General features: G+C 70.5%; 16 protein-coding genes, 1 pseudogene and 1 riboswitch. Of the genes and pseudogenes, 3 read left to right on the top strand and 14 right to left on the bottom strand.

Features of this window, described 5'->3' with window-relative positions:
- Positions 1-81 precede the first annotated feature (81 nt).
- The 10 genes from eno to OHO27_RS24615 form a co-directional block, all read right to left on the bottom strand.
- Complete coding sequence (gene eno, locus OHO27_RS24660; protein WP_328427166.1) at positions 82-1,362, bottom strand: phosphopyruvate hydratase; 1,281 nt, start codon at positions 1,360-1,362, stop codon at positions 82-84.
- Between the two features lie 332 nt (positions 1,363-1,694).
- Entirely contained in the window at positions 1,695-2,375 is a 681-nt protein-coding gene (locus OHO27_RS24655; RefSeq protein WP_328427165.1) for a transglycosylase family protein, read from the bottom strand.
- 4 nt (positions 2,376-2,379) lie between these two features.
- A riboswitch (cyclic di-AMP (ydaO/yuaA leader) is annotated at positions 2,380-2,579 on the bottom strand.
- Between the two features lie 206 nt (positions 2,580-2,785).
- Entirely contained in the window at positions 2,786-3,814 is a 1,029-nt protein-coding gene (locus OHO27_RS24650; protein WP_328427164.1) for a transglycosylase family protein, read from the bottom strand.
- A 166-nt stretch (positions 3,815-3,980) separates the two neighbouring features.
- Positions 3,981-5,354, bottom strand: a complete 1,374-nt coding sequence (locus OHO27_RS24645; protein WP_328427163.1) for a cytochrome P450 family protein — start codon at positions 5,352-5,354, stop codon at positions 3,981-3,983.
- A 172-nt stretch (positions 5,355-5,526) separates the two neighbouring features.
- On the bottom strand, positions 5,527-6,507 hold the full coding sequence (locus OHO27_RS24640; protein ID WP_328427162.1) for a nucleoside triphosphate pyrophosphohydrolase: 981 nt from the start codon (positions 6,505-6,507) through the stop codon (positions 5,527-5,529).
- 163 nt (positions 6,508-6,670) lie between these two features.
- Entirely contained in the window at positions 6,671-7,315 is a 645-nt protein-coding gene (locus OHO27_RS24635; RefSeq protein WP_328427161.1) for a SurA N-terminal domain-containing protein, read from the bottom strand.
- A 173-nt stretch (positions 7,316-7,488) separates the two neighbouring features.
- Positions 7,489-8,982 carry a serine/threonine-protein kinase gene (locus OHO27_RS24630; RefSeq protein WP_328430529.1) on the bottom strand — a complete coding sequence of 498 codons (1,494 nt, stop codon included), beginning with the start codon at positions 8,980-8,982 and terminating at the stop codon, positions 7,489-7,491.
- A 38-nt stretch (positions 8,983-9,020) separates the two neighbouring features.
- Entirely contained in the window at positions 9,021-9,704 is a 684-nt protein-coding gene (locus OHO27_RS24625) for a hypothetical protein (protein WP_328427160.1), read from the bottom strand.
- Positions 9,705-9,892: 188 nt separating this feature from the next.
- A complete protein-coding gene (locus tag OHO27_RS24620) occupies positions 9,893-10,636 on the bottom strand; it encodes an N-acetyltransferase (RefSeq protein ID WP_328427159.1) in 744 nt (247 codons plus the stop codon).
- Positions 10,637-10,697: 61 nt separating this feature from the next.
- Positions 10,698-11,480, bottom strand: coding sequence for an HNH endonuclease family protein (locus OHO27_RS24615; protein WP_328430528.1), 783 nt, complete (start codon positions 11,478-11,480; stop codon positions 10,698-10,700).
- A gap of 192 nt (positions 11,481-11,672) precedes the next feature.
- Between OHO27_RS24615 and OHO27_RS24610 the strand changes: the two genes are divergently transcribed.
- Positions 11,673-11,858 (top strand): Rv0909 family putative TA system antitoxin, encoded by a 186-nt coding sequence (locus tag OHO27_RS24610; RefSeq protein WP_328427158.1) that lies wholly within the window; start codon positions 11,673-11,675, stop codon positions 11,856-11,858.
- 218 nt (positions 11,859-12,076) lie between these two features.
- On the opposite strand, the pseudogene OHO27_RS24605 reads toward OHO27_RS24610, so the two are convergent.
- A pseudogene (locus OHO27_RS24605) lies at positions 12,077-12,283 on the bottom strand (helix-turn-helix domain-containing protein); the annotation flags it as partial.
- A 153-nt stretch (positions 12,284-12,436) separates the two neighbouring features.
- Here OHO27_RS24605 and OHO27_RS24600 point away from each other — a divergent pair.
- On the top strand, positions 12,437-12,877 hold the full coding sequence (locus OHO27_RS24600; protein ID WP_328427157.1) for an SgcJ/EcaC family oxidoreductase: 441 nt from the start codon (positions 12,437-12,439) through the stop codon (positions 12,875-12,877).
- 138 nt (positions 12,878-13,015) lie between these two features.
- Here OHO27_RS24600 and mfd read toward each other — a convergent pair whose 3' ends face one another.
- Positions 13,016-16,546 (bottom strand): transcription-repair coupling factor, encoded by a 3,531-nt coding sequence (gene mfd / locus OHO27_RS24595; RefSeq protein ID WP_328427156.1) that lies wholly within the window; start codon positions 16,544-16,546, stop codon positions 13,016-13,018.
- A 340-nt stretch (positions 16,547-16,886) separates the two neighbouring features.
- On the opposite strand from mfd, the gene OHO27_RS24590 reads away from it, so the two are divergent.
- Complete coding sequence (locus OHO27_RS24590) at positions 16,887-18,338, top strand: DUF2079 domain-containing protein (protein WP_328427155.1); 1,452 nt, start codon at positions 16,887-16,889, stop codon at positions 18,336-18,338.
- 101 nt (positions 18,339-18,439) lie between these two features.
- Here OHO27_RS24590 and OHO27_RS24585 read toward each other — a convergent pair whose 3' ends face one another.
- A complete protein-coding gene (locus OHO27_RS24585; protein ID WP_328427154.1) occupies positions 18,440-21,010 on the bottom strand; it encodes an ABC transporter permease in 2,571 nt (856 codons plus the stop codon).
- The gene (locus tag OHO27_RS24580; protein ID WP_328427153.1) at positions 21,007-21,795 is read right to left on the bottom strand and encodes an ABC transporter ATP-binding protein; all 789 of its coding nucleotides are present in this window, start codon (positions 21,793-21,795) and stop codon (positions 21,007-21,009) included. The genes OHO27_RS24585 and OHO27_RS24580 overlap by 4 nt, the downstream gene beginning before the upstream one ends.
- Between the last annotated feature and the right edge of the window lie 244 nt (positions 21,796-22,039).

The raw sequence follows: 22,039 nt of genomic DNA, 5'->3' as shown, positions 1-22,039 counted from the left end.
CCCGCACACGGTACGGGACCGAGTACGGGGACGTACGTACGACTGGCTAAGGCTCACCCCAGGTTGGGGCTCAGCCGGGTGTCAGCCCTTGAAGCGCGGGAACGCACTGCGGCCGGCGTACACCGCCGCGTCGTCGAGGATCTCCTCGATGCGCAGCAGCTGGTTGTACTTGGCGACGCGCTCGGAGCGGGCCGGGGCGCCGGTCTTGATCTGGCCGCAGTTGGTGGCGACGGCCAGGTCGGCGATGGTGACGTCCTCCGTCTCGCCGGAACGGTGCGACATCATGCACTTGAAGCCGCTGCGCTGGGCCAGCTCGACGGCGTCCAGGGTCTCGGTGAGCGAGCCGATCTGGTTCACCTTCACCAGCAGGGCGTTGGCCGCGCCCTCGTCGATGCCGCGGGCCAGGCGCTCGGGGTTGGTGACGAACAGGTCGTCGCCGACGAGCTGGACCTTGTCACCGAGCTTGTCGGTGATGGTCTTCCAGCCGTCCCAGTCGTCCTCGAACAGCGGGTCCTCGATGGAGACGAGCGGGTACGCGTCGACGAGCTCCGCGTAGTACTCGGTCATCTCGGCGGCCGAGCGCTCCTTGCCCTCGAAGGTGTAGACGCCGTCCTTGTAGAACTCGGACGCGGCGACGTCGAGCGCGAGGGCGATCTGCTCGCCGGGGGTGTAGCCGGCCTCCTTGACCGCCTCCAGGATGAGGTCGAGGGCCTCACGGTTGGAGCCGAGGTTCGGGGCGAAGCCGCCCTCGTCGCCGAGGCCGGTGGCCAGGCCCTTGCTCTTCAGGACCTTCTTCAGCGTGTGGTAGACCTCGGCGCCCCAGCGCAGGGCCTCGGAGAAGGACTCCGCGCCGATCGGGGCGATCATGAACTCCTGGATGTCCACATTGGAGTCGGCGTGCGAGCCGCCGTTCAGGATGTTCATCATCGGCACCGGCAGCAGGTGCGCGTTGGGGCCGCCCAGGTAGCGGAACAGCGGGAGGTCGCTGGCCTCGGAGGCGGCGTGGGCGACGGCGAGCGAGACGCCGAGGATGGCGTTGGCGCCGAGGGAGCCCTTGTTGTCGGTGGCGTCCAGGTCGAACATCGCCTGGTCGATCAGGCGCTGCTCGGTGGCGTCGTAGCCGACCAGCTCCGGGCCGATCTGCTCGATGACGGCGAGGACGGCCTTCTCCACGCCCTTGCCGAGGTAGCGGTTCGAGTCGCCGTCGCGGAGCTCGACGGCCTCGAAGGCGCCCGTCGAAGCGCCGGACGGAACGGCGGCACGACCCGTGCTGCCGTCGTCGAGGCCGACCTCGACCTCGACCGTGGGATTGCCTCGGGAGTCCAGGATTTCCCGGGCTACGACGACGTCGATGGACGGCACGAGTATCTCCTTCTTGGGATGTGAAGCACTGTGTCGCTGGTGGTGCGGGGCTGTGAGCCTCGCGACTAGAGCCTAACCGCCCCGGGGACATCGGCAGCCGACCGACCGTCCCGTGGACAGGACCGAACCGTACCCATTGTTCCCTACCGGAACAAAGGGTGGGTGACTTCCAGGGAAAGAAAAGCCCCGCCCCGGTGCGTACGGGGAACACGCACCGGAGCGGGGAGCCCGTGAGGGACGGGGGCCCCTCACGGACGGGGGTGGCCCTCACAAGGGCTTCACTATGAGTTCCACGGATGTGAGGGCACTGTGGTTCAGCTGTTGGCCGCGTATTACTTCAGGTGCAGCTGCTGACCCGGGAAGATCAGGTCGGCGTCGTCGACGATGTCCTTGTTCAGCTGGAAGAGCTTCTCCCAGCCGCCCTTGACCTTCTCCTTCTCGGCGATCGAGCTGAGGGTCTCGCCCTTGGCGACCTTGTACTCGCCGTCGCCCTTCTTGACCTTCTTGCCGGTCGGGGTGGTGAGGGTCTTGGTCGACTTCTTGGCGGCCGGACGCTCGGCAGAGCGGGAGGCCGGCTGCTCCTCGGTGGCGCGGGGGGTGGCCTCGGTGCTCTGCGAGGAGCCGGAGCCGTTGTACGCGGCGCTCGACAGGCCGGTGCCGCAGTTCGGCCAGGCACCCTTGCCCTGGCCCGCGAGGACCTTCTCGGCTATCTCGATCTGCTGGGCCTTGCTGGCCTGGTCGGCGGTGGAGGCGTACGCCGTGCCGCCGTACGCGGCCCAGGTGGAGGCGGAGAACTGCAGACCGCCGTAGTAGCCGTTGCCGGTGTTGATGGACCAGTTGCCGCCGGCCTCGCACTGGGCGACGGCGTCCCACTCGGAGGCGGTGGCGGCGGAGGCGCTGCCGGCCGCCATCAGCGGGGCGGCGACGGCGGCGGCACCCGTGACGCCGACGACGGCGATGGCGCGGGCGGCCTTGGACGGACGACGGTGCTTGCCCTTGCTGGAAAACAGCATGGTTGGATCCCCTCACCGACGCCTGCGAGGTGAGCTGTCGGGTTCGGGCCGGTTGAGTTGCCCGGCCGCGCTCGTCCGCCTTTCGGCTCGCGTTGCGCGGCTTCACCCCGAGCCGACTCCGGCCGTGCGGCCCCGAAAGGCCTCAACTGCCGGACCCGGCGCTTACCTTGGGTCCCCCGCTCCTGCCTACGGCGCTTGACGCGACGACTGTTCCCGTGCGGCCGCTGGCAGGATTCGGCGTTGCGGCAGCCGGGGCTCGCGGTGACGAGCGATCACGACCGTAGACACCCGATTCCCGGAATTACAAAGACGATCAGGGCTTCTGAGATCTATCTCTCACTGCATCCAAAGCGGACATTCAGGTGTGAAAGGTGACGCGAACTCCCGCTGCCTTTCGCCCCGTTCGGCCCCTATTGGACGGGGACGTCCAGGGTCTGACCGGGGGCGATGTCGTTCGCGTCGCTTCCGATGGCGCCCTTGTTCGCGTCGTACAGCGCCCGCCACCCGCCGTCGAGGTCAAGGGAGTCGGCGATGGAGGCCAGAGTGTCGCCGGCCCGGACCTTGTACGAGGCGTGTCGGCCGGAGGGCTCGGCGGCCGGGTCGGCAGCCTCGCCCTCGCTGGCGCTGGGCCCGCGGTGGCGTCCGGAGCCAGCCTCCTCGCCGGTGAGCGCGCTGGTGTCGACGAGGCTCCAGGCGCCCACGTCTTGCACCCAGTTGTCCTGATTATCCCCGTCCGGGGTCTCCACGGGGGAGCTGTCGGGCGACTGTGAGTCCTTGGCGTCAGGCGACGCGTCGGGCTTGGCCGAGCTGTCCGCCTTGGACGACGAAGAAGGGGAGGAAGAGGGAGAAGAAGATGAATCCCGGCGCGATTCGGACGAAGCGCTGGGGGATTCACTCGACGAGCTCGATGAACTCGACGGGCCGTCGGTCGAGTCCGACGAGTTCGAGGAACCCGAGGAGTCAGACGAATTGGACGAGCCGGACGAATCGAGCAAGCCGGAGGATCCGGACACCTCGGAGGGCGAGTCGCCCTCCACTCCGGTGTCGAGGTCGACCGAGCCGTTCTTCGGGGTGAGCCCGTTGAGCACCGCACAGGTGCCCCAGGGCTTGGTTCCCTGGTCGGCGAGGATGGCCTGCGCCACGGTGATCTGCTGGGAGCGGCTCGCCAGGTCGGGGCGCGGGGCGTAGTCGAGGCCGCCGTACTGCTCCCAGTCGTCCTGGGTCAGTTGCAGTCCGCCGTAGCGCCCGTTGCCCTCGTCCGTGCTCCAGGAGCCGCCGCTCTCGCACTCGGCCACCTTGTCCCACACGGTGCCGTCGGCAGCGCTCGCGCTAGCGGCGCCGAGCAGCGGGATGGCGATGGCGGACCCGGTCACTCCGGCCGCGACGAGGAGAGCCGGCGCCTGACGGGGGCGACGGTGACGACCGTTCCCGGAGAGCATGCGGGGACCTTTCACGAGGCAGCAGTGACCGCGGCGCGTGAAACCTGGCGCCGTCGTTGATCCGTGAACGTATAGGCATTCGATCACTTGTCACAAGTTAATGCCGCGTAGATCACGTGAAGATCACAGACTTGAGCGCGTGTCACGTTTGACGGGGTGGACGTACTCACCCAACTGGTGTGAAATCCACTGGAAGCGTGCGCAGCCCTCGCATGATGAGACCTCCGCGCCACCTCAACTCCCCCGGGTCCACGGCGAGTCGGAGATCTGGGAGACGGGTGAGAAGGGTGGCGAGGGCGGTCTGGCCCTCCAGTCGGGCGAGCGGCGCGCCGAGGCAGTAGTGGATGCCGTGCCCGTAGCCGAGGTGCTGGTTGTCGCGGCGGCCGAGGTCGAGGACGTCGGGGTCGGCGAACCGCTCCGGGTCCCGGTCGGCGGCGGCCAGGACGACGAGCACCGGGTCGCCGGCCGCGATGTCCTGCCCGCCGATGGTGAGCGGCTCGGTGGCGAAGCGCCAGGTGGCGAGCTCGACGGGGCCGTCGTAGCGCAGGAGTTCCTCGACGCCGGTTTCGAGGAGGCCGGTCTCCTCGGCGGCGAGGGACGTCTGCAGGCGGGCGCGCTGCTCGGGGTGGGTGAGCAGCGCGTAGACGCCGTTCCCGATCAGATTCACGGTCGTCTCAAAACCGGCAAACAGCAGGATAAAGGCCATCGCTGCGGCCTCGTTCTCGGTGAGGTGCTCTCCGTGGTCGGAGGCCCGGATGAGACCGGAGATGAGGTCCTCACCGGGCGTGGGCTCCTCGGGCAGGGCCTCCCGCTTGCGGTGGATGAGGTCGGCCAGATAGCCGCGCATCTTCTTCACCGACCGCGCGACACCGCCGCGAGGGCCGCCCTGGTGACGGATCATCATGCCCGCCCAGTCCCGGAAGTCGTCCTGGTCCTCGCGGGGGACGCCGAGCAGGTCGCAGATGGCGTAGATGGGGAGCGGGAAGGCGAACTCATGGATGAGGTCGGCGCTCCCCTTCGCCGCGAACTGGTCGATCAGCCGGTCCGTGAGCTCCTGCACCCGAGACTCGAACTCGGCGACCCTGCGGGGCGTGAAGGCCTTGGAGACGAGCCTGCGCAGCCTGGTGTGGTCCGGCGGGTCGATGTTGAGCAGATGCGTCATGAGCTCGGCCTTGCGCTCACCGGGGATGCCGGTCTTGCCCTTGGCGTGGGCGGGCTCGTCGTGGTGGGCCGGGTTCTTGGAGAGCCGATTGTCGGCGAGGGTCTGCTTGGCATCGGCGTACCGGGTGACCAGCCAGGCCTCCACGCCGCTGGGCAGCCGGGTCCGGTGGACCGGGGCGTGCTCGCGGAGCCAGGCGTAGGCGGGGTACGGGTCGGTCGCGAACTCCCAGGTGAAGAGGTCGGGGGGCGTGAGGGGCTCGGGGGTGAGGCGCTCGGGGGTTGTGCCGGTGGGGGTGGTGCCGGTGGGGGTGGTGCCGGTGGGGGTGGTGCCGGTGGGGGTGGGCTCGTTGGTGGGCTGGCTGGTGGGCTGGTCGGTCACTCCTTGACCGTATCCGTTGCCGGTCCGGTTCCCGCTCCCTGTTCCGGCCCCCTCCCTATTGCCGGTCCCTCCCCATTACCGGTTCCTCCCTGTCGCCGGTCCCTCCCCATAACCGTTCCTCCCTATCGCCGGTCCCTCCCCATAACCGTTCCTCCCTATCGCCGGTCCCTCCTTATTGAGGGGACACCCCCTCAGCAGCCCGCACCGCATCCCGGTAGGTCCGAGCCGCGACCCTCAGGGCCGCCTCCGGGTCCACCCCGGCGGCCTCCGCGCGGACCGCCATCGCGAGGAGCTCGTAGCCGAGGCCGCCGCCCGTCGGCAGCGGCACCTCCAGGCCCGCCGTGCGCACCCGGGACGCCAGCTTCGCGGCCAGTGCCAGGCCCGGCTGTCCCAGTGGGATCCCGTCCGTCACCGACTCGCGCTGCTTCTCCGCCGCCTTCGTGCGCAGCCAGTGCTCCTTGACCTCCTCAGGGGTCGTCGCCGTCTCGTCGCCGAAGACGTGCGGGTGGCGGTGGATGAGCTTGGCGACGATGCCGCCGGCCACGTCGTCGATGGAGAAGGGGGACTCCGGGTCCTCCTCGGCTATACGGGCGTGGAAGACGACCTGCAGCAGGACATCGCCCAGTTCCTCGCGGAGTTCGTCGCGGTCGCCCTCCTCGATCGCCTCGACGAGTTCGTAGGCCTCCTCGATGCCGTACTTCGCCAGGCCCTTGTGGGTCTGCTGGGAGGACCACGGGCACTCGACACGGATGCGGTCCATGACCTGGACCAGGTCGAGGAGTCGGGCGCCGGGCAGGTCGTAGGAGGCGGGGAGCAGTTCCAGGTCCGGCATGCTGACGCGTCCGGAGCCCGCGAGGCGGGCCAGGCCGTCCGTCAGGGCCGGCTCGCCCTCGCCCGTCGCCACGACCACGGCCGTGCGGCCGCCGGCGCACGCGTCGATCAGCTGCTCGGCGGTCGGGGCGTTCTCGTCGACCGCTATGCCGGCCTCGCGCAGATACGGCAGCTGAGGGTGCGCGCCGTCCGCGCACAGCACACGGTCGGCCGCGTGCAGCGCCTGCCAGGCGGGCCAGGACAGCAGGCCGGGCGCGACACGGTGGCTGGTGGTGAGCAGGACGATGCGGCCGGGGGCGGCTTCGGGACTGGTTGCGTTCACGATCCGAACGTAACCCACCTCGCCGACGGCCCCCCGAGTTATCCACAGGCAAGTTGTCCACAGGCCGGGTGGGGCAGGTGGATCCGCCCTCGCGTGTTCACAGGGACGGCTGCGGCGGCTGCTTCCCCGCGCCTGTTCACAGGACGGCGGCGGCCCCCTGCCGCTACGCCGTCTGCTGCGTCCCCGACGCCGTCACCTCGCGCACCCACGGCGTCTTCGCGTCCGCCCGGCCGCTCTTCTGGACGTCCCAGGTGCCGTAGCGCGGGTTGAGGTCGATGTCGAGCTTCTTGGACGCCTCGGCCAGGGCGTTCCAGAAGGCGGGCTTGCCGGTGTCGGTGCCGAGGGAGGTGGCGAGTTTCTGGGCCTCGAGCTGGAGGCGGAGGTTCTCGTCGAGGCGCTGCGGCGGAATGCCGTACTGCTGGAGCCAGGCCGTCTCCAGTGCCTTGGCGCCGCCGACCTGCTTCTCCAGGCCGCCGCGCATTTCCTGGAGCTCCTTGCGGGTGACGGTCACGCCCGCGTCCTGGGCGGCCCGGTGCAGCACCTGGTCGAGAACCATGGTGTGCAGGACGTCCCGCGGAAGGGTGCCGGACTTGGCGATGACCTGCGCGTACTGGGCGTCTTCGGGGACGGCCTCGCGCTGTGCGGCGCGTACCTCGCCGACCCGGTCCTCCAGCTGTGCGACGGTGATCCGCTGGCCGCCGACGACGGCCGCCGCACCGGGATGCGCGTCGCTTCCGCAGGCGGTCAGCAAGGGCGCCGCGGCGATCGCGGCGGAGAGAAGGAGCGCGGTACGACGGCGGCGGTGCAAGGAGACCTCCTGGGGGGAGCTTGTGCGGCGGTGCACAAAGTCTTGCGGTGATCGATGGTAGGCAGTGGGCAAGCTCTGGCCAACCCATTCGACCAACGATTCGCCAGGACTTCGGGCACCGAAGCACCCCCGCCCGGCCCACTTGCGCCGGGCAGCCATGCAGCGGGCTGGAACTAGCCGCGCACCTGCCCCAGCCACTGCAAGGTCCGTCGTACCTCCGTGGCGAGCGGGTGGCCGGGGCCGTGCAGGCGTTCCACGTCGTGCAGCAGGCGGGCCAGGGTGTCGTGGGCGGCGGGCCGGTCGCCGAGGGCGAGCAGGAGGTGGCCGATGCGGCGGCGGACGTCGTGGGCGAGCTGGGGGTCGCCGGAGACGTACTGGTTCTCGTAGTACGGCAGCAGCCGGCGGTACTCGGCGAGCGCGGCCGCCGGTTCGCCGAGCTGTTCCAGGCACTGGGCGGCGTCGTAGCGGAAGCGCAGGGACTGCGGGTCGGCCTGGCCGGCCTCGGCAGCGCGCTCGTCGGCGAGGCGGCGCAACTCGGGCAGCGCGCGCCGGTACTGGCCGTCGTCCATGAGCGTGGCCGCGTACTGCTTGCGCAGGCTGCGCACGACCGAGGAGTGCTCGCCGTGCTGTTCGGCGGCGGCGGGCAGGATCGAACCGAGGATGTCGACGGCCTGGGTGATACGGCCCTCGCCGAGGAGGCGCTTGACCTCGTCGACGGCGCGCGCGACGTCCGGCTTGTCGGTGGCGGGCGGGCCGGGTGTGGCCGGGGCCGGCTGCGGCGCAGGGGTGCGGGCGCGGTCCGGCCAGGGTGCGTGCGGGCGCAGGAAGGGGCGCGTGGGGTCGAGGGGCGAGCCGGTCGGCGTCCCGCGCGCGGGCAGGAGCGGCGCCAGATCCTCGTACACCTCCTGGGCGGAGGCGGGGCGGTGCTGCGGGTCCTTCGTGAGCAGGCGCAGGACCAGGGCCTCGAGTGCCTCGGGGACCTCGGGGCGGGTACGGCGCACGGGCAGCGGCGGCTCGTACAGGTGCCGGTGCAGCACGCCGAGCGCGGTCGAGCCGGAGAACGGCACGTCGCCGCTGAGGAGTTCGTGCAGGACCACGCCGAGCGCGTACAGGTCGGTGTACGGGCCGACCGCGCCGCCCATCGCCTGCTCGGGGGCCATGTAGGCGGGCGAGCCGATGGGGGTGCCGGTGTGGGTGAGGCGGGTGGTGTCGGCGTCCATGACGGAGGCGACGCCGAGGTCGAGGACGGTGACCGTGCCGTCCTGCTTCACCATCACGTTGCGCGGCTTGAGGTCACGGTGAACGATCGGCACGGCGTGCACAGCGCTCAGTACGGCGCACAGTTGCGCGGCGACCGCCACGGCCCACTGCCAGGGGTAAGGGTCGTGCTCAGCGAGATGGCCGGCGAGGTCGACGCCGTCGACGTACTGCATGACGAGGAACAGCTCCTCGCCCGCGGTGCCCGCGTCGTGCACGGTGACGAGGCCGGGGTGGTCGACCTGTGCGGTGACCCGGCACTCTCGCTCGAACCGGCGGCGCAGTTCGCCCGCCTCCTGCCCGGCCACCTTGTCGGGGCGCAACAGCTTCACGGCCACGCGCCGGTCGAGCCGCTGGTCGTACGCCGTCCAGACCTGTCCCATGCCGCCCTGTCCGATGAGCGTGGACAGTTCATAGCGCTCGGCGACGACACGTCCTGTCGTCACGGTCACCTGTCGCCCTCGTAGGTGCCGTCCTGGCGGCCGTCGTGCTTGCGCAGGTAGTCACTGAGCTCGTCGAGCTCGGCACGCACCTGGTCGATGCGTGCGGGCGCGGGGCGCTGCGGGGGCGGCGGGACGGGGGTCCGGGGCATCGGCGTCTGGGATATCGGCGGCTGGGATGTCGGGGTCTGAGGGCCCGGTGCCTGGGGGCCCGGTGCCTGGGGTATCGGCGTCTGCGGTATCGGCGCCGACTGCGGCACCGTCGTGGCGGTGTACGGCGACCCGGCTTGCGGATAGCCGTAGGACTGGGCCGGGACGGAGGGCCGCTGGGCGCTGTAGCCCGGGAAGCGGAGCTGGTGGAAGTGGCGTATGTCCGCGGAGAGGTAGTACGCGATCGCGGCCACGAGGCCGCCCAGGAGGAGGGCGAGGCCCATCCAGCCGCCCGCGGTGTGAATCTCGTCGCCGGGCTCGGAGCCGATCATGTACAGACCGAGGAACTCCACCACGATCGACGCCGCGAACAGGCCCCAGTCGAGGGGCTTGCGGGTCACGATGGCCAGCCGCAGCATCATCGTCCACGTCAGCAGGCCGAAGCTCAGCACCGAGATCACGACGAACAGCAGGCGCAGGAAGACCAGCCACCCGGTGGGCGGCGGCTGCTTCACCGGCTGCGTGTAGCCGTGGCCTTGCATGGCTGCTCCTGATGCCTGAAGTGGGCGTACGGACGGCCGGTCCTGCCCGGTGCGGGGCAACCTCGGTCGTGCGATTGTCGCTTCGAGCGTATAGGCCGACACCGACATACGGTCACCGGTTGTACCGAACCGTTGCCGAGCTGATCACTTCGTACGACGGCGGACGTCGCGGAGGCCTCGCTTCCGTGTTACAGCGGGTGCCGCATCCACACATTGGGCTCGACATACACCGCGCAGTCCCGCTCCGGCTCGCACCGCACCGGCACCAGCGCGCCCGGTACCTCGATGTCGCCCGCCGTGTCGAAGGGCAGTCCGGTCCAGTGGCGCCACTGCTCCAGGGAGCCGGCGACGGTCATGGAAGCCGGGGCGATGGAGTCGATGCCGGCGCCGGCGCGGGCATGGACGCGCAGCCACGGGTCGTGCGGCAGGCCGTCGGGGCGTACCCGGTGGGCGTACTCCTCGATGGGGGTGTGCGGTTCGAGGTGCTTGGCGCTGGGGCGGACCGGGGCGACGACCTCGCGGAAGCCGTGGGCCCGGGCGTTGTCGCGCATCGCGGAGAGCATCCGGGCGGACAGGCCGCTGCCCTGGGCGTGCGGGGCGATGACGACGGAGATGGCGCTGACCGTGTCGGGGCGGACGCCGGCGCGCAGGTCGGCGAAGGCCCACACGAGCACCTCGTCCCACCCTCGGGCGGGCAGCCGGCCACGGCCCTCGGCCGCGAGGGCGAACGGGACGCTGAAGGCGTGCGCGACGACCTCGCCGCGCTCGTCCTCGGCGAACAGGGCGTACTGGGGGAGTTCGCGCGGGATCCGGCCGTAGTGGGCGTTGCCCACCGGGTCCTGGGTCGTGAACCGGGGCCAGGTGTCCGGCATTTCCATGACCCGTTCGAGCATCTCGGGGCGTTCCGCGAGGCTCGATACCTTCAGCTCCATGCCGGTCACCGTAGGCGTGGGACGGCCGCAGCGCGATGCCGTTTCGGCAGCGGACCGGGTGTCACCCGCCGCACTGGCCGAGCATCATCTCCTTGTCGGCGGCCGTCACCGGAAGTTCGTACTTCAGCGAGACCTGGGCGAAACGCACCGCGTACGAGCAGCGGATCCGCTTGTTCGGAGGCAGCCAGGACGCGGGGCCGGAGTCACCTTTGGAGCTGTTGGTCGGGCCGTCGACCGGAACGAGGTTGAGGGGGTCGTTGGCGATGTCCTGGCGCTTGCCCTTCGGCCAACGGGCGGCGCCCATCTGCCAGTCGTACGACAGCGGCATGACGTGGTCGATCTGTACGGTCGTGGCGCGGGACTTGGCCCACTCGATCGTCTCGCCCGTGTACGGGTCGTGCAGGGTCATGGAGGCCACGACACAGTCGGAGCCGGAACGGAACCGGACCTCCTCGCCGTCGCGCTTGAGGAGGTCGTTGCGGGTGTCGCAACCGTTGCGGGAGAACGGGATGCCGCCCGGGGCCGAGTCCATCCAGGCGTACCCGAACTCGTCGCGGTCGTAGCCCGTCTTCGGTCCGCGGCCCTTGGTCGCCACCTTCTCGATCAGGGCCCGTGCCTCGGCCCGGTCGGCGTCTGAGGTGAGGGGCGCGAGCCCGGCTTTCGTGCCGTCCGGGTTGTCCAGTGGGCTCACTGCCCGGCCGGTGCCCGGGGCCGGGGCGGAGCCGGATGGCTCCTCGTCGACGCGGAGATCGACGTTCTCGCACCCCGCCAGTACCAGCACCATGCCTAGCATCGCCCCGGCCCCGGCCCCTGCCGCACCGCTTCTTCGACCCCTTCGACGCATCACGATGCGTCCCCTCCCCTGCCGCCCGTTCCGCCCCGCACAGGCGGCTTTCCCCGGTACACCGTCGTGCACACGGTAGCGACCCGGCGCACGGCGGCATTCGAGAGGTCCAGACCACCTCCGGGCCAGGAGGGCATACTTCGCAACCCGGGCGTATCGTCGGTGGTGAGTCACCTCGGGAAGGAGCTCTGCATGGGCATCTTCGACAAGTTCAAGAACCGTCACGCGCAGGACAAGGGGAGGGACATGTCCGACACCGCGGAACGGAAGGCGAACGAGAAGACGGGCAACAAGTACGAGAGCCAGGTCGACGACGCGCAGCAACGGATGGAGCGCGGAATGGGCATGGATCGCGACCGGCCGCCCGAGCAGCAATAGCCCCCAAGACACGCGAAGGACTACAGACTGCCGGGCAGGGCGCCGACGCCGGGGCACATCACAGGGCACCCCGCCGACGCCCGCGTCCGGGCCAGTCTTCCACCCGACCACCTCCGAACAGAGGCCGTCCGCGGAGACCCAACTCCCGCGGGCGGCTTCAGAGTTGCCGCGGTAGGCCCGGGGCGCCTCCGGGACCCCGCCCGATGCCGCCCCCCTGCTCAGACCTTCCCGATTCCCAAGGTCGTCTCCGAAGGCAGCAGCCCTGCCGACAGCACCGCCACCCAGAACTCCCCCAGCAGTTCCGCGAGGCGGTCGACCTCGTCCGGCGCGAGTGACTGCCAAGGAGCGGCGGCGAGTCGGTCGGTGTGTTTCTCGACGGTGCTGCGGAGTTCACGGCCCGCCTCCGTGGCCGTACCGTCGACGTCCTCGCCGGCTCACCGGCGACGCACTGCGCGGCGCCATCGCCGCCGTACGGCCCGAGAGCCTGGGTATCGTCACCCGCCTGGCCGCCCTGAGATTCGCCTACATCACCGACATCGCTTGACCTCAAGTTCACTTGAGGTCCCAGAGTGATCCGTATGACCATCGAAAGCGCAGACGGCAAGGCCGTCGACCCCGCAGGCTCCAAGCCCGGCGACGACGCCGATCTCAAGGCCATCGCTCAGGTCGTGGCCACCGTCGAACGCACCCAGCGCGCCAAGGACCCCGACGGCTTCCTGGCCCTCTTCCACCCCGACGCCCTGTGGACGACCGCCCACGGCAAGGTCCTCATCGGCTTCGACGCCATCGCCGAGTTCACCCGTGCCGTGCTGCCCGCCGCCACCTGGGACGGCGAGGTCACCTACGCGGTGGCGCACGCGCAGTTCCTGCGGCCCGACGTGGCGGCCGTCAAGGTCCGGCAGGTGTACCACTCACCGAGCGGCGACACGGAGGGTGCCCCGCTGTACGTCATGACCAAGCAGGACGACGGACGGTGGCTGCTGCACGCCTGCCAGAACACTGAGGTGCGGGTCGACTAGGGCTTGTCGTTCGGACGCCGGCACGCCGGCATGATCCAAACGACAGGCCCCCGGACCTGCCCGCACCCGCCCGCACCCGCCGACCGCCCGTTCACGGCCCCGGGATCGCCCCGCTCACGATCCCGCGCACCACCCCGCTCACGACCCCAGAATCGACGCCAGGAACTCCCCGACCCACCCCAGCAACTCCCGCCCGACCAGCGGCTTCCCGCCCACCTTCGCGGTCTTCGGGCGCGGGACCAGCAGCTGGTGCGCCGTCGGCTTGATGACGGTGCCGGGGTACAGGCGCTTGACCCTGAGTTCCTGGGACTCGCGCAGTTCCACGGGGGCGAAGCGGATGTTGGTGCCCTGCAGGACGATCTCGCCGACGCCGCACGCGCGGGCCAGCATGCGCAGGCCTGCCACGAGGAGGAGGTTCTCGACGGGCTCGGGCAACTTGCCGTAGCGGTCGACGAGTTCCTCGCGTACGGACTTGACGTCCTCCTCCGTGTTGGCGGAGGCGATGGCGCGGTAGGCCTGCAGGCGGAGGCGTTCGCCGGGTGCGTAGTCGTGCGGCACGTGGGCGTCGACGGGGAGCTCGATCTTGACCTCGAGCGGGGGCTCCTCCTCGACGCCGCCTTCCAGGGACGCCCGGTAGTCCGCGACGGCCTCGCCGACCATGCGGACGTACAGGTCGAAGCCGACTCCGGCGATGTGCCCGGACTGCTCGCCGCCGAGGAGGTTGCCCGCGCCTCGGATCTCCAGGTCCTTCATCGCCACGTACATGCCCGCACCCATCTCCGTGTGCTGGGCGATGGTGGCGAGGCGCTCGTGGGCGGTCTCGGTGAGCGGCTTCTCCGGCGGGTACAGGAAGTACGCGTACCCGCGCTCGCGCCCGCGCCCGACTCGGCCGCGCAGCTGGTGCAGCTGGGAGAGGCCGAAGTTGTCGCCGCGCTCCACGATCAGCGTGTTGGCGTTGGAGATGTCGATGCCGGACTCGACGATCGTCGTCGAGACGAGCACGTCGAACTTCTTCTCCCAGAAGTCGACGACGACCTGCTCCAGCGCCTGCTCCGACATCTGGCCGTGCGCCGTCGCGATGCGTGCCTCCGGGACGATCTCGCGCCGGCGCGCGGCCGCCCGGTCGATCGACTCGACCCGGTTGTGGATGTAGAAGACCTGGCCCTCGCGCAGCAGTTCACGGCGGATCGCGGCGCCGATCTGCTTCTCCTCGTACGGGCCGACGAAGGTCAGGACCGGGTGCCGTTCCTCGGGCGGGGTCGTGATGGTCGACATCTCCCGGATGCCGGTGACCGCCATCTCCAGGGTCCTCGGGATCGGGGTCGCGGACATCGTCAGGACGTCGACGTTCGCGCGCAGCTTCTTCAGCTGCTCCTTGTGCTCGACGCCGAAGCGCTGCTCCTCGTCGACGATGACCAGGCCCAGGTCCTTGAACTTGGTCTCCGACGAGAACAGCCGGTGCGTGCCGATCACGATGTCCACCGAGCCTTCGCGAAGGCCCTCCAGGACCGCCTTCGCCTGGGTGTCGCTCTGGAAGCGGGACAGGGCACGGGTTTTCACCGGGAACTGCGAGTAGCGCTCGGAGAACGTCCCGAAGTGCTGCTGCACCAGCAGGGTCGTGGGCACCAGTACCGCCACCTGCTTGCCGTCCTGGACCGCCTTGAAGGCGGCGCGGACCGCGATCTCCGTCTTGCCGTAGCCGACGTCGCCGCAGATCAGGCGGTCCATCGGGACCGATTTCTCCATGTCCTCCTTGACCTCGGCGATGGTCGTCAGCTGGTCGGGAGTCTCGGCGTACGGGAAGGCGTCCTCCAGCTCGCGCTGCCAGGGGGTGTCCGAGCCGAAGGCGTGCCCGGGGGCCGCCATGCGCGCGCTGTACAGCTTGATCAGGTCGGCCGCGATCTCCTTGACGGCCTTCTTGGCCCGCGCCTTGGTCTTCGTCCAGTCGGCGCCGCCCAGGCGGTGCAGGGTGGGGGCCTCGCCACCGACGTACTTGGTGATCTGCTCCAGCTGGTCGGTGGGGATGTAGAGCCGGTCGCCGGGCTGGCCGCGCTTGGCGGGGGCGTACTCCACGACGAGGTACTCGCGCGTGGCGCCCTGTACGGTCCGCTGCACCATCTCGATGTAGCGGCCGACGCCGTGCTGCTCGTGGACGATGTAGTCGCCGGCCTCCAGGGTCAGCGGGTCGATGGTCTTGCGGCGGCGGGCGGGCATGCGGGCGCCGTCCTTGCCGGCCGCCTTCTGCCCGGACAGGTCGGTCTCGGTCAGGACGGCCAGCCGGAGCGCCGGGTCCACGAAGCCGTAGTCGATCGAGCCGCAGGCGACATGGACGACCGACGGGGCGATCTCCCCGAGGTCGGACTCCAGGCGGGCCGCCACGCCCTCAGTGCCGAGCACCTCGACCGTGCGGGCCGCGGGGCCGTGCGCCTCGGTCACGAAGACCGTGCGCCAGCCGTCGGCGAGCCAGCCCTTGGTGTCGGCGAGGGCCTTCGCGGTGTCGCCGCGGTACGACTCGGGCGCGTGCATGCCCAGCTTGAGGGTGTCCGCGTCGAGCGTCTCGTCAGCGGCGAACGGCGACACCGACCACCACAACATCTCCAGCTCGCGCGCCCGGTCCCGAACGTCCGCGATGGACCACAGAGAGGCCGCGCCGACGTCGATGGGCGCCTCGCCGCCGCCGGCCGTGGCGGCCCAGGAGGCCCGCAGGAACTCCTGCGAGGTCGCCACAAGATCGGCGGCACGCGTGCGCACCCGCTCCGGGTCGCATACGACGGCCATGGCGCCCTTGGGCAGGACGTCGAGCAGCAGCTCCATGTCGTCGACGAGGACGGGGGCCAGGGACTCCATGCCCTCGACCGCGATGCCCTCGGCGATCTTGCCGAGCAGTTCGCCGAGCTCCGGGTGCTGTTCGGCGAGGGCACGCGCGCGTGCGCGGACGTCTTCGGTGAGGAGGAGCTCGCGGCAGGGCGGGGCCCACAGACCGTGTTCGGCGACTTCGAGGGAGCGCTGGTCGGCGACCTTGAAGTAGCGGATCTCCTCGATGTCGTCGCCCCAGAACTCGATGCGCAGGGGGTGTTCCTCGGTGGGCGGGAAGACATCGAGGATGCCGCCACGCACGGCGAACTCGCCCCGCTTCTCGACGAGCTCCACGCGCGCGTACGCGGCTGCCGCGAGGGCGTCCACGACGGCGTTCAGGTCGGCGGTCCGGCCGGTTCTCAGGGCCACCGGTTCCAGGTCGCCGAGGCCCTTGACCTGCGGCTGGAGGACGGAGCGCACGGGCGCCACCACCACGGAGACCGGGCCCGTCTCGGGGTCGTCGGTGCTGGGGTGGGCGAGGCGGCGCAGGACCGCGAGGCGGCGTCCGACGGTGTCGCTGCGGGGGCTGAGGCGCTCGTGCGGGAGGGTCTCCCAGGACGGGTACTCCGCGACGCCCTCCGGGGGGAGCAGGGAGCGCAGGGCTGCCGCGAGGTCCTCGGCCTCCCGGCCCGTCGCCGTCACCGCCAGGACCGGGCGGTCCGTCTCACGGGCGAGGGCGGCGATCGCGAACGGGCGGGCCGCCGGGGGGCCGACCAGGTCGACGTGCATGCGGTTGCCGTCTGCGGCCGCAGTGATCGCTTCCGCGAGGGCGGTGTCCTTGACTACGGCGTCGAGCAGACCGTGCAGGCTCATGGAGGGGGGCTTTCCGTCCTGGGTGGGCAACACGAAGGGCCCGACGCGTGTTGCGGGCCGGGGGCTTCCAGCGTACGTCGCTGCGCGGGCGGGTGCCGGGGCTGTGGATAACGTCCGTTCTCTGGTCACCGGCGTTGACGTGACGTCGTGAAGGGGCTCCGCCCCTTCGACCCCGCCGGGGCTGCCGCCCCGGACCCCGCTTCGGCCCTGAACGGGCCTCGTCCTCAAACGCCGGACGGGCTGGATCCCACGGACCGGCGCCTCACACGTCCGCCGGGGAAGTGACCGACTCGCACGGGCGGGCGAAGGCCCGAACGCGCGTACCGCGTAAGGTCCCCCCATGCCCACCCCCGCCACCTCCCCGACCCGGGACACGTCCTCGGACCCCCACATACCGGCGTCCGCCCCGCGCGAGCCGGGGCGCGTGCAGCCCGATCCCGGACGGCGGGATCCCTGGGTGCTCGCTGTCGTGCTGTTCGTCGGGTATGCGGTCGTTTCGGTCGGTCGTTATCGGCATCTGGGTCAGCGGTCGTGGGATCTGGGGATATTCGAGCAGGTCATCCGGTCGTATGCGCATCTTCAGGCGCCCGTCGCCGATCTGAAGGGGCCGGGATTCAACATCCTGGGGGATCACTTCAGCCCGGTGACCGTGCTGCTGGCGCCGGTGTACCGGGTCTTCCCGTCGTCGGTGACCCTGCTCGTCGCGCAGGCGGCGCTGTTCGCGCTTTCCGCCGTGCCCGTCACGCGCGCCGCGGCGCGGCTGCTCGGGCGGCGGCGGGGGCTCGCGATCGGTATCGCGTACGGGCTGTCGTGGGGGCTTCAGCAGGCCGTCGACTTCGACTTCCACGAGATCTGCTTCGCCGTCCCCCTCATCGCCTTCAGCCTCGAGGCGCTTCTCGGGCAGCGCTGGCGCGCCGCTCTGCTGTGGGCGGTTCCGCTCGTCCTCGTGAAGGAGGACCTGGGGTTCACCGTCACTGCCCTCGCCCTGGTCGTCGCCTGGCGGGCCCGCCACCTCTCGCCGCGCGCGTTCCGGTACGCACTCGGCGTCGCCGTGTTCGGCGTGGTGGCCGTCGCTCTCACGCTGCTCCTGGTGATACCGAGCTTCAACTCCGCCGGCACCTACGACTACTGGAACAAGGTGAGCGAGTCCGGCGGCGGCGGACCCCTCGACGGCCTCGACACCAAGCTCCGCACGCTGTGCTGGCTGCTCATCCCCACCACCGGGCTGCTCGCGCTGCGGTCCCCGATCCTGCTCATCGCCCTGCCCACCGTCGGCTGGCGTTTCGTCTCCTCCTACTCGCAGTACTGGGGCACCGACTGGCACTACAGCGCCGTCCTCATGCCCGTAGTCACCCTCGCACTTGTCGACGCCCTCGACACCACCCGGCACAGCCCGCGCGCGTGGCTGCGGTCGTACGTCGAGCACCTGCCGGCCGCCGTCGCCGCGGCCTCGGTCGCGCTGACCACCTCGCTGCCGCTGTCCGCGCTGGCCGAGGGGGAGATCTATCGCAAGCCCGCGCGCGTGAGTGCCGTCGAGCGGCTGCTGGGCACGGTTCCGGACGGCGCCTCCGTCGAGGCGAACATCGCCCCGATCAGCCGGCTCACCTCGCGCTGCCGCGTCTTCTGGGTCACCAACACGCGCGGCATCGAGCCAGACTTCATCGCCCTCGACAACTCCCGCAAGCGCTACCGCGATGTCGAGGCCTACGCCCGCACCCTGCACCCCGACGCCCGGTACACGATCAAGGGCACCGCCTACGGAGTCGTACTCCTGGAACGCCGGACGGGATAGCGGGCGCGGCAGCAGGGGGCGCCCCCAGCACACGTCCGGGCCCGGTCCGAAGGTGTCGCCTTCGGACCGGGCCCGTCCCCCGCAACCCCCGTGTGCGGTGGCTATTCGGTCGCGATCGCGTTGAGTACGTTCATCCGGCCCGCCCGGAACGCCGGCACCAGGGCCGCGAACAGGCCCACGAAGGCCGAGCCGATGAAGACCCCGATGATCGTCGGCCACGGGATGTCGAGGACGTTCAGGCCCTCCAGAGCGAGCAGCCGCTGGGCCGTCGCGCCCCAGCCCATGCCGAGCCCGAGACCCAGCAGGGCGCCGAACAGGGCGATCACCACGGACTCCATGCGGATCATGCGGCGCAGCTGGCGGCGGGAGAGGCCGATGGCGCGCATCAGGCCGATCTCGCGGGTGCGTTCCACCACCGACAGGGCCAGGGTGTTCACCACGCCCAGCACCGCGACGATGATCGCCAGGGCGAGCAGGCCGTAGACCATGTTCAGGAGCTGGCCCATCTGGTCCTTCAGCTCCTCCTTGTAGTCGGTCTGGTCGCGGACCTGGTACTGCGGGTAGTCGTGCAGCGACTTCTTCAGGGCCGCGTACGCCGCGTCCTCCTGGCCCTCCTTCGCCTTGCCGAACATGATCTGGCTCTGCGGGATCCGGTCGGCGGGGAGGTACTTCTGCACGGTCTCCATGCTGATGTAGCGCGCGCCCTGGTCGAAGGCGGTGTCGTCCTTCGTGATCGCCGCGACCTTCAGCTTCGCCGTCTCGCCGCCCTTGAAGGCGACCGTGATGGTGTCGCCGACCCGCACGCCGTGCTTCTTGGCGTAGTCGGAGCCGACCGACATGGCGTCCTTGCCGTAGGCGGCGGACAGGGTGCCCTCCGTGGTCGCACGGCGCAGGTCCTCGGCGTACGTCGGGTCGGCGGCCGTGAGCCCGGAGTCGTCGGTCTTTCCGTCCGGCGAGGTCAGGGTGGCGTCGATCTCCTTGTTGCGGGTGACGTGGGCGAGGCCCGGCGTCTGCTGCATGGCCTTCTCGGCCTGCGCCACGATCAGCCCCTGTTGCGGCATGACGATGAAGTCCGCGCCCACCGACTTGTCCAGCTCGCTCGTCGCCGAGGCGACCATCGAGGAGCCGACCACCGACAGACAGGCGACCAGCGCGAGGCCGATCATCAGGGCGGCGCCCGTGGCACCGGTACGGCGCGGGTTGCGCAGGGCGTTGCGCTCGGCCAGGCGGCCGACGGGGCCGAAGGCGCGCAGCAGCACCGCACTGATCACGCGGACCACGACGCCCGCGAGGAGCGGGCCGATGACCACGAAGCCGATCAGGGACAGCACCACGCCGCCGCCCAGCATCAGAGCGCCGTCGCTCGCCTTGTCGGCGGTGGCGGCCGCGTAGAGGGCGAAGACGCCCGCGCCCGTCAGAACCAGTCCGATCAGACCGCGGATCAGGCCCGCCTTGCCGTCGGCCGGAGTGCCGGCGTCGCGCAGGGCGGCCATCGGGGAGACCTTGCCGGCGCGGCGGGCCGGGAGGTAGGCGGCCAGCACCGTCACCACGACGCCGAGGATCAGGCCGACCACGGGGGTCGTGACCTTGACCGTGAGGTCGTCTGTGGAGAGGTTCATGCCGGCCATCGACATGAGCTTCATCAGGCCGACCGCGATGCCGACGCCGGCGCCCACTCCGAGGACGGAGCCGACGAAGCCCAGCAGCAGCGCCTCCACCAGCACGGACCGGTTGACCTGCCGGCGGGAGGAGCCGATCGCCCGCATCAGGCCGATCTCGCGGGTGCGCTGGGCGACCAGCATCGAGAAGGTGTTGATGATCAGGAAGATGCCGACGAGGAACGCGATCCCGGCGAAGCCGAGCATGGCGTACTTGATGACGTCCATGAACGCGCTGACGTCCTTGCGGTTCTCGTCGGCGGTCTCCCTGGCCGTCTGGATCTTGTACGTGCCGTCCAGGGACTGTGCGACGTTCTGCTTGAGTTGCGCGTCGCTCACGCCGTCCGCCGCGGTGACGGATACCTGCGTGAAGCGGCCGGTGGCGCCGAGCAGGGTGCGCTGGGCGGTCTCGGTGTCGAAGTAGACGACGGCCGCGCCCGGGTTGGTGACCTTCCAGGAGGCGATGCCGACGATCCGCGCGCGGGTGTCGCCGGTGGCGGCGATGGTGCGCAACTCGTCGCCCAGCTTGAGGTCGTGCTTGTCGGCGGTGTCCGCGTCGACCATGACCTCGGTGGGGCCGCGCGGGGCGTGCCCGGAGGTGATCTCCATGGACTTCTTGTCGTTCTCGGTCCAGTTGCCGGCGAAGGTGGGCGCGCCGGTGGAGGAACCCATGTTGTCGTTCTCGGAGTTGACGACGGTCACGCTCGTCGAGGCGACCGCGCCCTCCGCCCTCTTGACGCCGTCGACGGCCGTGACCTGCTCGACGGCCGAGGCGGGCAGCGAGGCGGGCTTGCCCGTGCCACCGCCGTTGTCCTCGTCCTCGGCGTCCTTGGGGCTGACGGTGACGTCGGAGGAGGTGACGGCGAAGAGCTTGTCGAAGGTGGTGTTCATCGTGTCGGTGAACACGAGCGTGCCGCACACGAAGGCGACCGACAGGAGCACCGCCACGGCCGAGAGGGCCATGCGCCCCTTGTGCGCGAAGAAGTTGCGCATCGAGGTCTTCAGGACGGTCATGACGTACGTCCCCGGGCGTCGAAGTCCTTCATACGGTCCAGGACGGCCTCGGCGGTCGGCTTGTACATCTCGTCGACGATGCGCCCGTCGGCGAGGTACAGCACCCGGTCCGCGTACGAGGCGGCGACGGGGTCGTGCGTGACCATCACGATGGTCTGCCCGAGCTCGTCGACGGACCGCCGCAGGAAGCCGAGGACTTCGGCGCCCGCGCGTGAGTCGAGGTTTCCGGTCGGCTCGTCACCGAAGATGATCTCCGGCCGCGCGGCGAGCGCACGGGCGACGGCGACACGCTGTTGCTGGCCGCCGGAGAGCTGGGTGGGCCGGTGCTTGAGCCGGTCGGAGAGCCCCACGGTGTCGACGACACGTCCCAGCCAGGCCCGGTCGGGCTTGCGGCCGGCGATGTCCATGGGCAGCGTGATGTTCTCGAGGGCGTTGAGCGTCGGCAGCAGGTTGAACGCCTGGAAGATGAAGCCGATCCGGTCCCGGCGCAGCTGCGTGAGCTTCTTGTCCTTGAGCCCGGTGATCTCGGTCTCGTCGAGGTAGATCTGGCCGCCGGTGACGGTGTCGAGCCCGGCGAGGCAGTGCATCAGGGTGGACTTGCCGGACCCCGAGGGGCCCATGATCGCGGTGAATTGGCCACGCGCGATGTCCACGTCGACGTGGTCGAGAGCGACGACCCGGGTCTCCCCCGACCCGTACGCCTTGACGACCTGCCGCGCCCGCGCGGCAACGGCCGTACGCCCTCCAGTACCCCCGTGCCTGGGAATGGTCACAGCCGATGTCACGGTATGTCTCCTATGTCTTGCGACGGTCGGTCACTGCTACGACCGTCAGTCTTGTCGTGGGAGAGGGGCCGGCGCGCTGGTGCCCAGCCCCCTCTTGTGCGGGGGAAAACCCCACCCCCGCCGGTTCGGTGAGCCGCCCCCCAGCGGCGTAAAGCCAGGTTAAGGACGGACACCGGGGCGTCTCGTCCTCCGCCGGTACGAACCCTCCCCGACCCCTGGTACGGAGGTACCCCTAGGGGCACTC

Origin of the sequence: Streptomyces sp. NBC_00443, from assembly GCF_036014175.1 — a bacterium.
Lineage (GTDB): Bacteria > Actinomycetota > Actinomycetes > Streptomycetales > Streptomycetaceae > Streptomyces.
The sequence above is the reverse complement of the archived record's forward strand: the minus strand, read 5'-3'. Positions and strand labels throughout refer to the sequence as shown.